This is a genomic window from Bradyrhizobium sp. LMG 9283 (assembly GCF_045571415.1).
Lineage (GTDB): Bacteria > Pseudomonadota > Alphaproteobacteria > Rhizobiales > Xanthobacteraceae > Bradyrhizobium.
Genome location: NZ_CP120691.1, coordinates 8,506,324 through 8,520,104 on the forward strand (window position 1 = coordinate 8,506,324; position 13,781 = coordinate 8,520,104).

General features: G+C 64.8%; 14 protein-coding genes. 1 reads left to right on the plus strand and 13 read right to left on the minus strand.

Annotated features, from left to right (window positions below; translation table 11 throughout):
* Positions 1–17: 17 nt before the first annotated feature.
* The 4 genes from P6U29_RS39690 to P6U29_RS39705 all read right to left on the minus strand — a co-directional run bounded on the left by P6U29_RS39690 (position 18) and on the right by P6U29_RS39705 (position 3,982).
* On the minus strand, positions 18–197 hold the full coding sequence (locus P6U29_RS39690) for a hypothetical protein (RefSeq protein WP_407115513.1): 180 nt from the start codon (positions 195–197) through the stop codon (positions 18–20).
* 364 nt (positions 198–561) lie between these two features.
* Positions 562–1,569, minus strand: coding sequence for an Hsp33 family molecular chaperone (locus P6U29_RS39695; RefSeq protein ID WP_407115514.1), 1,008 nt, complete (start codon positions 1,567–1,569; stop codon positions 562–564).
* A gap of 281 nt (positions 1,570–1,850) precedes the next feature.
* On the minus strand, positions 1,851–2,774 hold the full coding sequence (gene argF, locus P6U29_RS39700) for an ornithine carbamoyltransferase (RefSeq protein ID WP_407115515.1): 924 nt from the start codon (positions 2,772–2,774) through the stop codon (positions 1,851–1,853).
* Positions 2,774–3,982 (minus strand): aspartate aminotransferase family protein, encoded by a 1,209-nt coding sequence (locus tag P6U29_RS39705; RefSeq protein ID WP_407115516.1) that lies wholly within the window; start codon positions 3,980–3,982, stop codon positions 2,774–2,776. The genes argF and P6U29_RS39705 overlap by 1 nt, the downstream gene beginning before the upstream one ends.
* A gap of 459 nt (positions 3,983–4,441) precedes the next feature.
* Here P6U29_RS39705 and P6U29_RS39710 point away from each other — a divergent pair, with 459 nt between their 5' ends.
* Entirely contained in the window at positions 4,442–4,954 is a 513-nt protein-coding gene (locus tag P6U29_RS39710; RefSeq protein WP_024337097.1) for a GcrA family cell cycle regulator, read from the plus strand.
* Positions 4,955–5,193: 239 nt separating this feature from the next.
* Here the strand turns inward: P6U29_RS39710 and phoB are convergent, their stop codons facing one another.
* From phoB to P6U29_RS39755, 9 genes are all read right to left on the minus strand, one after another.
* The gene (gene phoB, locus P6U29_RS39715) at positions 5,194–5,901 is read right to left on the minus strand and encodes a phosphate regulon transcriptional regulator PhoB (RefSeq protein ID WP_008143479.1); all 708 of its coding nucleotides are present in this window, start codon (positions 5,899–5,901) and stop codon (positions 5,194–5,196) included.
* A gap of 15 nt (positions 5,902–5,916) precedes the next feature.
* Positions 5,917–6,633, minus strand: coding sequence for a phosphate signaling complex protein PhoU (gene phoU, locus P6U29_RS39720; RefSeq protein ID WP_027574759.1), 717 nt, complete (start codon positions 6,631–6,633; stop codon positions 5,917–5,919).
* Positions 6,634–6,644: 11 nt separating this feature from the next.
* A complete protein-coding gene (pstB, locus tag P6U29_RS39725) occupies positions 6,645–7,466 on the minus strand; it encodes a phosphate ABC transporter ATP-binding protein PstB (RefSeq protein ID WP_024337095.1) in 822 nt (273 codons plus the stop codon).
* Entirely contained in the window at positions 7,463–8,308 is an 846-nt protein-coding gene (pstA, locus tag P6U29_RS39730; RefSeq protein ID WP_407115517.1) for a phosphate ABC transporter permease PstA, read from the minus strand. Before pstA ends, pstB begins: the two co-directional genes overlap by 4 nt.
* A gap of 1 nt (position 8,309) precedes the next feature.
* On the minus strand, positions 8,310–9,299 hold the full coding sequence (gene pstC, locus P6U29_RS39735; protein ID WP_407119560.1) for a phosphate ABC transporter permease subunit PstC: 990 nt from the start codon (positions 9,297–9,299) through the stop codon (positions 8,310–8,312).
* Between the two features lie 170 nt (positions 9,300–9,469).
* Positions 9,470–10,483, minus strand: a complete 1,014-nt coding sequence (gene pstS, locus P6U29_RS39740) for a phosphate ABC transporter substrate-binding protein PstS (RefSeq protein WP_407115518.1) — start codon at positions 10,481–10,483, stop codon at positions 9,470–9,472.
* A 144-nt stretch (positions 10,484–10,627) separates the two neighbouring features.
* Entirely contained in the window at positions 10,628–11,926 is a 1,299-nt protein-coding gene (locus P6U29_RS39745; protein WP_407115519.1) for an ATP-binding protein, read from the minus strand.
* A 48-nt stretch (positions 11,927–11,974) separates the two neighbouring features.
* Positions 11,975–13,030 carry a lysylphosphatidylglycerol synthase domain-containing protein gene (locus P6U29_RS39750; protein WP_407115520.1) on the minus strand — a complete coding sequence of 352 codons (1,056 nt, stop codon included), beginning with the start codon at positions 13,028–13,030 and terminating at the stop codon, positions 11,975–11,977.
* 448 nt (positions 13,031–13,478) lie between these two features.
* Positions 13,479–13,781 (minus strand): hypothetical protein, encoded by a 303-nt coding sequence (locus P6U29_RS39755; RefSeq protein WP_407115521.1) that lies wholly within the window; start codon positions 13,779–13,781, stop codon positions 13,479–13,481.

Consider the following 13,781-nt stretch of genomic DNA (forward strand, 5'->3'; position numbering starts at 1 on the left):
TCGATCACCGGTCTACTTCAACACAGTTGCTCCCGGGAGCCGAGTTCCTTCTGGCCTCCCTCGCCGTTCGAATTGACGATGCCGTCCGCCCGGTTGGGCTCGCGCGCATCTTCGATAGGCTTGACCGTAGCAACGACGGCCAGGACCACACGGTTTTGCCGTACGCGCATTCGTTGGCGCCACAGGATCGATGGCATTGTGCACGTCACCATCGAAATGTTGGCGCGACGAACTGAACAGCGCCGCTCATCCGCACGCGGGATTCGAGCTCACAGGGACTACCCGCCCTGCCCGCCCCATCTCGTGCCGACGCTGCCGCGTCCACCGCAAGCCCGGCTCGCGATCGTGACGACCACAGGATCGCCCCTCTTGAGTGAGCCGGGATGGCCGACACATACGACAAATCCGAACTTCGGGAAAGTAGAATATTTTTGGCGAGGTGGATTGACAAGGGGCGACACAAGCACGGTCGCGCAGCCCGGATGAGCGAAGCGACATCCGGGATTCCGCAAGCACCGTCCCGGGTATCGCTGCGCTCACCCGGGCCACGGCCTTTGCGATCTACGCGCCCTCCGCGCCCGCCTCGTGTGGCGTGAATTGGTACACCGACGAGCAGAACTCGCAGGTGACGACGACCTTATCGTCCTTGACCATGGCGACGCGGTCGTCGGGCGAGAAGCTCTTGAGCATCGAGGCAACCGCATCGCGCGAGCAGGAGCACCGCGCCTTAAGACCCTGCGAGTTGAACACGCGCACGCCGCGCTCGTGGAAGAGGCGAAACAGCAGCCGCTCGCCGGAGAGCTCGGGATCGATCAGCTCGACGTCCTCGACGGTCTCGATCAGCGAGCGCGCCTCGACCCAGGCGTCGTCCTCAGTGACGCTGTGCACCTCGGTGCCCTCGGGCGCATCGCCGGGATGCAGATCCGCCTGCCGCGCGCGCTCCGGCGCCTTGGGCAGAAACTGCATCAACATGCCGCCGGCGCGCCAGCGATGTTTGCCGCCGTCGCTACTGCGCCACTCCTCGCCGACCGCGAGGCGCACGCGCGTCGGGATCTGCTCGGAGCGGAGGAAATATTCGTGGGCGGCATCTTCCAGACTGCCGCCGTTGAGCGCGACCAAGCCCTGGTAACGGCTCATGTCGGGGCCCTGGTCGATGGTCATGGCGAGATGACCGCGGCCGAGCAGCGTGCCGGAATCCTTCACCGTGCCCAGGCGCGAGGCATCGAAGCGAGCATAGGCGCGCAGATGATCGGGTGCCTTGTAGTCGACCACCAGGAATGACACCGGGCCGTCGGTCTGGGCCTGAAGAATGAAGCGGCCCTCAAATTTCAGCGCCGAGCCGAGCAGCGTCGCCAGCACGATGGCCTCGCCAAGCAGCTTGCCGACCGGCGCCGGATAATCGTGCTTGGTGAGAATGTCGTCCAGCGCCGGACCAAGCCGCACCAGGCGCCCGCGCACATCGAGCGCGTCGACCTCGTAAGGCAGCACGGCGTCGTCGATTGGAACCGCCGATGGTGCGCGAACCGGGCCTTCAGGCCCGGTGTTCATGTCAGGGGATTGGAAAACCATGGCGCTTTATCTGGGGTCGGAGAGTGGGAAATGGAAGGGGCGCGGGGGGCTCAGGACGCGCTTGAGGTTGCACAACATTGCCGCCAATTCGGGTGTCGCCCCGGACAAGCGCAAGCGCAGATCCGGGACCGTAACCACAGGATCGCGTCACAGCGCGAGATGATAACCTCGAGTCCTCGCCACACGACGTCCTGTGGCTATGAGTCCCGGATCGGCGCGCGCTTTTGGCGCGCTTGTCCGGGACGACAGCAGTGTTTGTGGCCGGTGATGCTTGCCAATACCTACTTCACCGCGTCGAAGCACCAGGCCAGAATGCCCTTCTGCGCGTGCAGGCGATTTTCGGCCTCGTCGAAGACGACCGATTGCGGACCGTCGATCACTTCATCCGTGACCTCCTCGCCGCGATGGGCGGGCAGGCAATGCATGAACAGTGCATCGGGCTTGGCCAGCGACATCAGCTTGGCATTGACCTGGTAGGGCTTGAGCACGTTGTGGCGGTGCTCGCCCTCCTTGTCGCCCATCGACACCCAGGTGTCAGTGACGACGCAATCGGCGCCCTTCACGGCGGCCTCGGGATCGTTGCCAAGCACGATCGGCGCGCTGGTCGCCTTGATCCAGTCGCGCATCGCCTTTTTCGGCGCGAGCTCCGGCGGTGTTGCGACATTGAGCTGGAATTTGAAGCGCTCGGCGGCATGGGCCCACGACGCCAGCACGTTGTTATCGTCGCCGGTCCAGGCCACCGTCTTGCCCTCGATCGGGCCGCGATGCTCCTCATAGGTCATGAGGTCGGCCATCACCTGGCAGGGATGCGAGCGTCGCGTCAGGCCGTTGATGACGGGCACGGTGGCGTTGGCCGCAAGCTCCAGCAACGCATCGTGATTGAGGATGCGGATCATGATGGCGTCGACATAACGCGACAGCACGCGCGCGGTGTCGGCGATGGTCTCGCCGCGGCCGAGCTGCATCTCGGCGCCGGTGAGCATGATCGCCTCGCCGCCGAGCTGGCGCATGCCGACGTCGAACGAGACGCGGGTGCGGGTCGAGGGACGCTCGAAGATCATCGCCAGCGTCTTGCCTTCAAGCGGCCTGACCGGCTGATGCGCCTTCTGCTTCGCCTTCATGGCGGAAGAGGCGGCGAGCATGCTCTTGAGCTCCGACAGCGGCAGCTCGTTAATATCCAGAAAGTGCTTCGGCGACTTGCTCATCAGCTTGCCACCCGCTTGGTCTGGCTGGACGAGATCGCAGCGCAGGCGCGCTCTAACCGCCCGACGCTGTCCTCGATCTCCGCCTCGGTGACGATCAAGGGTGGCAGGAAGCGCACGATATTGTCGCCGGCCCCGACCGTGAGCAGTTTTTCGGCGCGCAGTGCCGCAACGAGATCGCCCGAGGGCACCACAGCCTTGATGCCGATCAGGAGGCCCTCGCCGCGGACTTCGCTGACGACATCGGGATGGCGGTCGATCACGGAGGCGAGCTTCTGCTTGAGCAGCAGCGACATCTTCTGCACGTGGTCGAAGAAGCCGGGCTTGAGCATGACGTCGAGCACGGCGTTCGCAGCCGAGATCGCGAGCGGATTGCCGCCGAAGGTCGAGCCGTGCGAGCCGGGCCCCATGCCAGCGGCCGCCTCCGCGGTCGCCAGCACCGCGCCGATCGGGAAGCCGCCGCCGAGCGCCTTGGCGAGCGACATCACGTCAGGCGTGACGCCGGTGCGTCTATAGGCGAAGAGATCGCCGGTGCGGCCCATGCCGGTCTGCACCTCATCGAAGGCGAGCAATATGCCGCGCTCGTTGCAGAGCTCGCGCAGCGCCTTCAGGAAACCGGGAGGCGCAGAGCGAACGCCACCCTCGCCCTGGATCGGCTCGATCACGATGCCGGCGGTGTGCGGGCCGATCGCCTTCTTCACAGCGTCGAGATCGCCATGTGGCACCTGGTCGAAGCCGTCCATCGGCGGACCGAAGCCTTCGAGATATTTTGCAGACCCGGTGGCGGCGAGCGTCGCCAGCGTGCGGCCGTGGAAGGCGCCCTCGAAGGTGATGATGCGGTAACGTTCCGGATGCCCCTTGGAGAAGTGATGGTGGCGCACCAGCTTGATTACGCCTTCCAGCGCCTCGGCGCCGGAATTGCAGAAGAATACGAAGTCCGCGAAGCTTTCCTTGCACAGACGCGCGGCAAGCTTCTCGCCGTCCGGGCTCTGGAACAGGTTCGACATGTGCCAGAGCTTCGTCGCCTGCTCCTGCAACGCCTTGACCAGCGCGGGATGGACATGGCCGAGCGCATTCACCGCCACGCCCGAGGTGAAATCGAGATAGCGATCGCCATTGGTCGCGATCAGCCAGCAGCCTTCGCCGCGCTCGAAACCGAGGTCGGCCCTGGCGAAAACGGGGAGCAAATGCGGCGCGGCGCTGTCAGTCATGACGTCACTTGAATGTTGCGGACGGTGTGAGACGTGCATTGCGCAACGCACCATCGACCGGCCCCGGAAAACGAAACGTGCCGCCTTTTAAGGGCGGCACGTAAGACTATCTTATGCTTGGCAAGACAGGTGTCAATGCCGCCCGGAAAGCCTCGCGAAACGCTGAATCCGTAGTCTTGCGGTGGCGATTTTGCGGAGTTTTCACCACGGAACATGTGGAAGCGAGTCGGCGGACTCTTGCGCGGGAGTCACGCCATATTGTAGCGTTTGGACTGTCAGATACGACATCTCGTGCAGCGGTTCTGATCCCAAGAGTCCTCATGTACCGGCGTAAACGTTCGGGCGTCTTGAGCGCGCCCGGCGAGCCTTAAGGGATTCTGCGGCACGGGATTTTCAAGGCTTCAGGCATTCGCTGCGAAGGCCCCAGGATGGCAGGCGCGCAGCGAGGGAAAGGGTGCAATGACGGTTTTGACCTGGTCCGATGATCGCGTCGAGCAGCTGAAAAAGCTCTGGGAGGCCGGACTTTCGGCCAGCCAGATCGCGGCGGAGCTCGGCAATGTGACCCGCAATGCCGTGATCGGCAAGGTGCATCGGCTCGGTCTGTCCGGCCGCGCCAAGAGCCCTTCATCGGCAGCGCCCCGGCCGCGCAAGGCACGGCCCGCGCAGCACATGATGCGGGTGACCCGCCCTGTCGCGCGCGGCAACACCGCGCTGGCGCAGGCCTTCGAGGTCGAGGTGGAGGCCGAGCCTGTCACCTATGACAACGTGGTGCCGATGAGTCAGCGGCTGTCTCTGCTGGAATTGAACGAGGCGACCTGCCACTGGCCGGTCGGCGATCCCTCAAGCCCGGATTTCTTCTTCTGCGGCGGCAAGGCTCTCTCCGGCCTGCCCTATTGCGCCCAGCACTCGCGCGTGGCCTATCAGCCCGCAGCGGATCGCCGTCGCGCACCGGCGAAGCCGGGCACGCGGTGAGTTTGTTCTGAGATCAGAAATGAGCTGTCACACGATGACGGCTCAAACAATCCGATGTCGTCCCGGACAAACGCGCCACAAGCGCGCGCCGATCCGGGACCCATAGCCACCGAGAGATGTGGTTATGGGGACTCGAAATTACCTTTTCGCAAAACAATCATGCCCTGTGGTTATGGTCCCGGATCTGCGCTGACGCTTGTCCGGGACGACACTGAGCGTGTGGCAACAGCTCGCAAACCTCAGGTCTGCTCGGCCTTCGCGAAACGATCGTCCAGCGCGTAGCCGGCGCCGCGGACGGTGCGGATCGGGTCCTGCTCGCGGCCGAGATTGAGCAGCTTGCGCAGGCGGCCGATATGGACGTCGACGGTGCGCTCGTCGATGTAGATGTCGCGGCCCCAGACGCTGTCGAGCAGCTGCTCGCGCGAGAACACGCGGCCGGGATGCTCCAAGAAGAACTCCAAGAGGCGATATTCGGTCGGGCCGAGATCGATCGGCCGGCCCGAGCGCGCCACGCGGCGCTTGTCGCGGTCGAGCTCGATATCGCCATAGGCGAGCACGGTGGCGAGCCGCTCGGGGCTGGCGCGCCTGAGCAGACCCTTCACGCGCGCCAAGAGCTCCGGCACCGAGAACGGCTTGACGATGTAATCGTCGGCGCCGGTCGCAAGCCCCCGCACCCGCTCGCTCTCCTCGCCGCGCGCGGTGAGCATGATGATCGGCAGCTGCTTGGTTTCGGGGCGGGTACGAAGCCGCCGGCACAGCTCGATGCCTGACAGGCCCGGCAGCATCCAGTCGAGCACGATCAGATCGGGAATGTGCTCCTTGAGGCGGGTGTCGGCGTCGTCGCCGCGCATCACCGTCTCGACGTCATAGCCGTCGCCTTCGAGGTTGTAGCGGAGAAGCTCGGTGAGAGCTTCCTCGTCCTCAACCACCATAATGCGTGCGCCCATGTTGTCGTCGCTCCCTTAGGTATTCGGCACCGTCGTGGCGAAGGTCGTCATGTCGCCCTTCGGCCGCTTGTCAGTGATCGCCTGGCCCTCGATCATGTAGAACACGGTCTCTGCGATGTTGGTGGCGTGATCGCCGATCCGCTCGATGTTCTTGGCGCAGAACATCAGGTGGATGCAGAACGAGATGTTGCGCGGATCCTCCATCATATAGGTGAGGAGCTCGCGGAACAGCGAGGTGCAGATGGCGTCGACTTCCTCGTCGCCTTTCCACACCGCCATGGCCGCCGGCAGATCGTGCGCGGCATAGGCGTCCAGGACCGACTTGACCTGCTGCTGCACGAGATCGGTCATGTGTTCCAGTCCGCGGAACAGCTTCAGCGGATGGAAATCCGTCTCCAGCGCCGCGACGCGCTTGCCCATGTTCTTGGCGAGATCGCCGATGCGCTCGAGATCGGTCGCGACGCGCATGGCGCCGACGATCTCGCGCAGATCCACCGCCATCGGCTGGCGGCGGGCGATGGTGAGCACGGCGCGCTCCTCGATGCGCTTCTGCAGCGCGTCGAGCTCGGCGTCGGTCGCGACCACGCGCTGGCCGAGCGCGACGTCGCGGCGGATCAGCGCGTCGACGGAATCGACGATCATGCGCTCGGCGATGCCGCCCATTTCGGCGACCAGGCGGGTGAGCTCCTGGAGGTCGGTGTCGAAGGCCTTTGCGGTATGTTCAGAACCCATGTTCCGTCTCCTCAGCCGAACCGGCCGGTGATGTAATCCTGCGTGCGCCGGTCGCTCGGCGACGTGAAGATCTTGCTGGTGTCGTCGAATTCGATCAACTCGCCGAGATACATGAAGGCGGTCTTGTCGGAGACGCGCGCCGCCTGCTGCATGTTGTGGGTGACGATCGCGATCGTGTAGTTCTCGGACAATTCCTGGATCAGCTCCTCGACCTTGGCGGTCGAGATCGGGTCAAGCGCCGAGCAGGGCTCGTCGAACAGGATCACCTCGGGCCGCACCGCGACGGTGCGGGCGATGCAGAGGCGCTGCTGCTGGCCGCCGGAGAGCGACAGGCCGGAGGCATTGAGCTTGTCCTTGACCTCGTTCCACAGCGCGCCGCCGCGCAGCGCCTTCTCGACGCGGTCATCCATCTCCGACTTCGAGATCTTCTCATAGAGGCGGATGCCGAAGGCGATGTTCTCGTAGATCGTCATCGGGAACGGCGTCGGCTTCTGGAACACCATGCCGACCCGCGCCCGCAGCAGGTTGAGATCCAGCTTGGGGTCGAGGATGTTGGTGTGGTCGAGCAGCAGCTGGCCGGTGGCGCGCTGGCCCGGATAGAGATCGTACATCCTGTTGAAGATGCGCAGCAGGGTCGACTTGCCGCACCCCGACGGGCCGATGAACGCCGTGACACGGTTGGTGCCGAGCGCCAGGTTGATGTTCTTCAGCGCGTGGTGCTCGCCATAGTAAAAATTCAGGTTGCGCGCGGTGACCTTGGCCGGCGCCTCGGGCAGCGGCTGGGAACCGGGATGAACGGTCGGCGCGCTCACGGAAACAGACATTTCACTCATTTTGCAGTCCTCTCGGCGCCGATGATGCGCGCGCCAATGTTCAGGGCAAGCACGGTCAGGGTGATCAGCAGCGCACCGCTCCAGGCGAGCTGCTTCCAGTAGGCGTAGGGGCTCTGCACGAAGTTGTTGATGGTGACCGGCAGGTTGGCCATCGTCTTGTTCAGGCTCAGGCTGAAGAACTGGTTCGACAGCGCAGTGAACAGCAGCGGCGCAGTCTCGCCGGCGACGCGGGCCGTGGCGAGCAGCACGCCGGTGATGAGGCCGGAGCGCGCGGCGCGATAGGCGATCCGCTTGATCACCAGCGAGCGCGGCAAGCCCAGTGCGCTGGCGGCTTCGCGCAGCGGATTCGGCACCAGCAGCAGCATGTCTTCCGTGGTGCGCACCACGACCGGGATCACGATGACGGCCAGCGCAAGGCTGCCTGCGATCGCCGAGAAGCCGCGCATCGGCACCACCACCGCGCCATAGATGAACAGGCCGATGATGATCGAAGGCGCCGACAAGAGGATGTCGTTGATGAAGCGGATCACCGAGGTCAGCTTGTCGTTGCGGCCGTACTCGGCGAGATAGGTGCCGGCGAACAGGCCGAGCGGCGCGCCGATGCCGACGCCGAGCACGGTCATGATCAGCGAGCCGACAATGGCGTTGAGCAGGCCGCCCTCGGTCGAGCCCGGCGGCGGCGTGTTCTCGGTGAAGACCTGGAGGTTCAGGCCGGACAGGCCGTTGTAGAGCAGCGTGATCAGGATCAGCGCGAGCCAGGTGACGCCGAAGGCGGCGGCGCTAATGCAGAGCCCGCGGATGACGATGTCCTTGCGACGGCGCCGTGCGTAAATCGGGTTCATGTCACTTCCCCGCCTTCTGTTCCAGACGCAGCAGCATCAGCCGCGCGGCCGCGAGCACGAAGAACGTCAGCACGAACAGGAGCAGGCCGAGCAGGATGAGGCCGGACTGATGCAGGCCGTCGCTCTCGGCGAACTCGGAGGCGATCGCCGCCGAGATCGTGGTGCCCGGAGCGAAGATCGACGAGGAGATCCGGAACGAGTTGCCGATGATGAAGGTGACCGCCATGGTCTCGCCGAGGGCGCGGCCCAGCGCCAGCATGACGCCGCCGATGATGCCGACCCGAGTGTAGGGGATCACCACGCTGCGGACGACTTCCCAGGTGGTGCAGCCGACGCCGTAGGCGGCTTCCTTCAAGACCGGCGGCACCGTCCTGAACACGTCGACCGAGATCGAGGTGATGAAGGGCAGCACCATGATGGCGAGGATCAGCGCGGCGTTGAATAGGCTCAGATAGGACGGCGGACCTGCGAAGATCGCGCCCAGCACGGGAACGCCGTCGAAGATCCGGATCATGAAGGGTTGGAAGGTGTTGGCCAGGAACGGGCCCAGCACGAAAAAGCCCCACATGCCGTAGATGATCGAGGGGATGCCGGCGAGCAGCTCGACCGCGATGCCGATCGGGCGGCGCAGCCATTGCGGGCAGAGCTCGGTGAGGAAGATCGCGATGCCGAGACCGACGGGAATCGCGATCAGCATCGCGATGAAGGAGGTGACGAGCGTGCCGTACATCGGCCCAAGCGCGCCCAGCACCGGCGGATCGGCCGACGGCGCCCAGCGCTGCGTCCACAGGAAGGACAGGCCGTATTCCTTCATCGCCGGGAACGCACCGACGATCAGCGAGATGATGATGCCGCCGAGGATCAGCAGCACCGAGATCGCGGACAGCCGCGTGATCCAGTAGAAGGTGACGTCGCCGAGCTTGAACGCGCTCAAGGCCTTGGCGCGGTCATACGGTCCGGCGTCGTCGATTACATCGCTCTGAACGGCCATCTCTGCCACGCCGATCCCCTGTACTGACTATGTTTGTTCTTGCCTGTTTGGTCCCGCGCCCCGGACGAGACGCTCGTTGCGACGCTGATCCGGGGCCCAGTTCTTGTGGGTCCCGGCTCTGCGGTGCATCACTACGTGCCGCACCGCGTCCGGGACACGAGAGCAAGAGATCAGCTCTTGATCTCGGCAGCCCAGGTCTTCTCGATCAGCTGGACGACGCTGTCCGGCATCGGGATGTAGTCGAGCTCCTCGGCCGCCTTGTCGCCGTTCTTGAAGGCCCAGCGGAAGAACTTGAGGGCTTCCTGCGAGGCCGCCTTGTCGGTGGCTTCCTTGTGCATAAGGATGAAGGTCGCCGCCGTGATCGGCCAGGACTTGTCGCCGGGCTGGTCGGTCAGGATGACGTAGTAGCCGGGCGCCTTGGCCCAGTCGGCGTTGGAGGCGGCCGCCTGGAAGGCTTCGACGGTCGGCTGCACCGATTTGCCGGCCTTGTTGACGAGACCGGTGTAGGTCAGCTTGTTCTGCTTGGCATAGGCGTACTCGACATAACCGATCGAGTTCTTGGTCTGGCTGATGTTGCCCGACACACCTTCGTTGCCCTTGGCGCCGACGCCGACCGGCCACTCGACCGCGGTGCCCTCGCCGACCTTGCTCTTCCAGTCCGCGCTGGCCTTGGAGAGATAGTTGGTGAAGTTGAAGGTGGTGCCCGAACCGTCCGAGCGACGGACCACGGTGATCGCCTCCGACGGCAGCTTCACGTTCGGATTGAGCTTCTTGATCGCGGCATCGTCCCACTTGGTGATCTTGCCGAGATAGATGTTGGCCAGGGTCTCGCCATCGAACACCATCTCGCCGGGCTTCACGCCCTCGATGTTGACGACGGGGACGATGGCGCCCATCACCATCGGCCACTGGACGAGGCCGTCCTTCTCGAGCTGCTCGGCCTTGAGCGGCGCGTCGCTGGCGCCGAAGGTCACGGTCTTGGCCTGGATCTGCTTGATGCCGCCGCCCGAGCCGATCGACTGGTAGTTCAGACCGTTGCCGGTCTCCTTCTTGTAGGCGTCAGCCCACTTCGAATAGATCGGGAACGGGAACGTCGCACCGGCACCCGTAATGTCGGCTGCAAACGCCGCTGTCGTCGATGCGGCGACCAAGCCAGCAGCGACGATAGTTTTGAGGAAATTCATGCTGGTCTCCATACAGGGGAGCGAAGCGCCATCCGCGCCCGATCGCGCTCCCCGCGCCGCCCCTTTAGGAGCGGTCGGCTGTGCTTTTACGAAGGTTTCGTGACAGCTGGATGACACGCTCAAGCATTTGAAATAACTTGAGTTTCAGGCCTGCACCGGAGTCTTTGCCTGGGGAAAACAGGCGGTGAAAGTGGCGCCCTGCTTGGGCACGCTTTCAATCAGAAGGCGGCCGCGGTGACGGTTAAGAATATGTTTCACCAGCGATAATCCGAGCCCCGTGCCGCCTTGCGAGCGGCTGTCGCCGACGTCGACCCGGTAGAAGCGCTCGGTCAGCCGCGGCAGGTGCTCCGGCGCAATGCCCGGGCCGAAATCGCGGACCATGACCCGGATTTCCTGAGCTCCGTCAGCGGCCGCGCTTGATGTCAGCGACACGATGACGCGTCCGCCCGAGGCGCCGTATTTGAGCGCATTTTCGATCAGGTTCTCGAACAGGCGGAGCAGCTCCTCGCGGTCGCCCGCGATCATCACCGGCGGCTCCGGCAGATGGATCTCCACCTCGACCTGACGCTCGCGCGCCAGCGGCTCGAGCCCGTCGGCGACCTGGCGGATGATAGGCACGAGATCGACCAGGGTGTCGGGCCGGACATGGGCTGACAGCTCGACCCGCGATAGCGACAAGAGATCGTCGATCAGGCGCGCCATGCGGGTGGCCTGGTTGTGCATGATGCCAAGGAAGCGCTCGCGCGCCTTGGGGTCGTCCTTGGCCTGGCCCTGGAGCGTGTCGATGAAGCCCGACAGCGCGGCCAGCGGCGTGCGCAGCTCGTGGCTGGCATTGGCGACGAAGTCGGCGCGCATTTCCTCGACACGGCGCAACGGCGTCTGGTCGTGGAAGGTCATCAGCATGCACCTGTCGGCGCCGCCGAAGCTGGTTGGCACCGGCACCGGCGTGATCATGAGCTCCATCCAGCGATCGACCGGGACGTGGTCGAGATAGGTTGCGCGCCGCGGCTCGGTGGTCGCGATCGCCTCGCGTAGCGCCGTGATGATCTCCGGCGAGCGCAGCGCGAACTGGGCGAGCTCGTTCCGGCGCAGCGCCGGCGCGAGCTGGGCGGCCGCGGCGTTGAGGTGGATGACGCGTCCGGCGCGGTCGAGCAGCACCGCCGGATCCGGCATGCCGGCGACCACCGCGGCCACCGCCGCGCTCTCGACCGGGTTGATGCGTCTGACGTCGTCGCGGGAAGCGGCGGGATCGTGCAGCCGCCACGGGATCAGGGCAGCCGCCGCGATGCAGAGGAACACGATCGCGGCGTGCAGCGCCGACAATTCGCCGAGCGAGACCACGACGGACAGCGCCAGCGCCGCGGCGATCAGGATGATGGTCGAGTGCCGCAGCCGGTCGGACCAGGGCTGGGCGGGGGGAGAAGATGGGGCGTCGATCGCCATCGGGGCGGGCTTCTCCTACAGGGACTTGTCCTAAGGACTTGGCACCGTTCAGGCGCCGCTGTCGCTGCGCTCTCTCACATAGGCGGCTTCGGGCGCCGGGCCGGGGTCCAGCTTGAGCGCCGCCTGTTGCAGGCGCTTCGATCGCGCGCCGATTATAACTTCACGAAACGTCAGCAAGATTACAGATAGGACGAAGGGAGAGATGTAATAGAGGACGCGGAACAACAGCATACCGCCGAGCAGCTCCTCCCGGTCCATCTGCCAGAGGCCGACCAGCATGGCGGCGTCGAACACGCCGAGGCCCCCGGGCGAATGGCTGGCGAAGCCGAGCAGGGTCGCCGAGACGAAGATCACCGCGACCACAACGAAACCGAGATTCGGTTCGTCCGGGACCAGCACGTACATCGCCAGCGCGCAGAAACCGAGATCGACGATGCCGATCACGATCTGGAGCAGCGTCAGCGGCCCGCCCGGCAGCACCACGGTCCAGGGGCCGCGGCCGACCACCCGCGGCTGGGTCCAGACCCAGACCACGTAGCCGACCAGCGCCACGATGATCATCAGCGCCAGCGTCCGGTTCAGCCAGGCCGGCAGCTGGTCGATCGAGGCGGCGGCCTCCGGATGGTAGGAAATGCCGAGGCCGAGCACGGCGGCATTGCCGAGCCAGAAGGTCAGGCCGGCGAGGAAGCAGATTTTTGCGACGTCGATCGCGTTCAGCCCATAGGCCGAATAGATGCGGTAGCGCACCGCGCCGCCGGTGAAGACGGATGCGCCGACATTGTGGCCGATCGAATAGCTGGTGAAGGCCGCGAGCGCGTTGATGCGGTAAGGAACATGACTATGGCCGATCGCGCGCGTGGCGAACAGGTCGTAGAAGGTCAGCGTGAAGTAGCCTGCGGCCACGAACAGCGCCGCCATCGCAATCTGGCTCGGCTCGGTGCTCTTGATCGCTTCGAGGACCTCGTTGAAATCGATGCCGCGCAGCATGTGGTAGAGCACATAGCAAGCGATGCCGATGACCGCGATGCTGATCACAACTCCAAGCTTATGCAGGATTTGCTTCTGGCGCAGAAACGTCATCGCCCTGCGTATGGCTTCCAGCATCTAGACCTCGAACAACGCTTCAGCGGCCAGGACGGCCGGCAGACAGGCGGACGACGCACAGGCATTCAACGAACCCTCGCCGCCGGCTCCGGTGTCGCGCATGCCCCCTGCCCCTCCACTAGCGCGTTTTCGGGCGAAGTGGAATTCGCCAATTCGAACAAATACACGTGCCTTCAATATTTTAAGCAGGGTTACGGCTCCTGAGGCACGGCTTGGCGCTTTCGGCGGCAAGGCTGAACGCGAATCTCCGGGGCAATCCTGCGCAGGCCGCTATGAAGTTTTGATGATTTCGGCCGCGCAATGTTCCATCACGGCTTAAGCCGACGTCAATCTATGGGGCACGCCCGCCTGTTGAAGAGGGGATCGAAGCGGCCGGTCATGGGTCTCTGATGCGCCGAAAGGCCGCGGCGGACCGCATCGGTCCCTTGAGTGAGGGTGCACGGCAACATCACAGAGCGGCTGGCGGCGCGGTGCGCGAGACCACCCGGTCGCGCAGCCAGGCACCGATGGTGCAGCCGACGAGATAGCACGCGAACATGATCAGGCCGAGGTCGAGCCAGTAGCCGAAGCGGCCGGGGACCACATGGGTGAGCGAAGCTGCAACGAGACCCGCGGCAAGCGCGGCGAGCCAGCGCGCCGTCACCTTCGAGGTGCCGTTGCCGCGCTGGACCACCGAGATCCAGCCCATGCAAAAGCCCAGCACCAGCGAGCCGATCAGCCAGCCCAGATGGAACGAGACGAGATAGGGCAT

Excerpts from the sequence above, each read along its gene's own strand:
- P6U29_RS39690 (WP_407115513.1), bottom strand. The coding sequence starts at position 197 with ATGCCATCGATCCTGTGGCGCCAACGAATGCGCGTACGGCAAAACCGT.
- pstA (WP_407115517.1), bottom strand. The coding sequence starts at position 8,308 with ATGAACCCGATTTACGCACGGCGCCGTCGCAAGGACATCGTCATCCGC.
- phoB (WP_008143479.1), bottom strand. The coding sequence starts at position 5,901 with ATGGGCGCACGCATTATGGTGGTTGAGGACGAGGAAGCTCTCACCGAG.
- phoU (WP_027574759.1), bottom strand. The coding sequence starts at position 6,633 with ATGGGTTCTGAACATACCGCAAAGGCCTTCGACACCGACCTCCAGGAG.
- pstS (WP_407115518.1), bottom strand. The coding sequence starts at position 10,483 with ATGAATTTCCTCAAAACTATCGTCGCTGCTGGCTTGGTCGCCGCATCG.
- P6U29_RS39710 (WP_024337097.1), top strand. The coding sequence starts at position 4,442 with ATGACGGTTTTGACCTGGTCCGATGATCGCGTCGAGCAGCTGAAAAAG.
- P6U29_RS39750 (WP_407115520.1), bottom strand. The coding sequence starts at position 13,030 with ATGCTGGAAGCCATACGCAGGGCGATGACGTTTCTGCGCCAGAAGCAA.
- pstC (WP_407119560.1), bottom strand. The coding sequence starts at position 9,299 with ATGGCCGTTCAGAGCGATGTAATCGACGACGCCGGACCGTATGACCGC.
- P6U29_RS39745 (WP_407115519.1), bottom strand. The coding sequence starts at position 11,926 with ATGGCGATCGACGCCCCATCTTCTCCCCCCGCCCAGCCCTGGTCCGAC.
- P6U29_RS39755 (WP_407115521.1), bottom strand. The coding sequence starts at position 13,781 with ATGCCCTATCTCGTCTCGTTCCATCTGGGCTGGCTGATCGGCTCGCTG.
- P6U29_RS39695 (WP_407115514.1), bottom strand. The coding sequence starts at position 1,569 with ATGGTTTTCCAATCCCCTGACATGAACACCGGGCCTGAAGGCCCGGTT.
- argF (WP_407115515.1), bottom strand. The coding sequence starts at position 2,774 with ATGAGCAAGTCGCCGAAGCACTTTCTGGATATTAACGAGCTGCCGCTG.
- pstB (WP_024337095.1), bottom strand. The coding sequence starts at position 7,466 with ATGAGTGAAATGTCTGTTTCCGTGAGCGCGCCGACCGTTCATCCCGGT.
- P6U29_RS39705 (WP_407115516.1), bottom strand. The coding sequence starts at position 3,982 with ATGACTGACAGCGCCGCGCCGCATTTGCTCCCCGTTTTCGCCAGGGCC.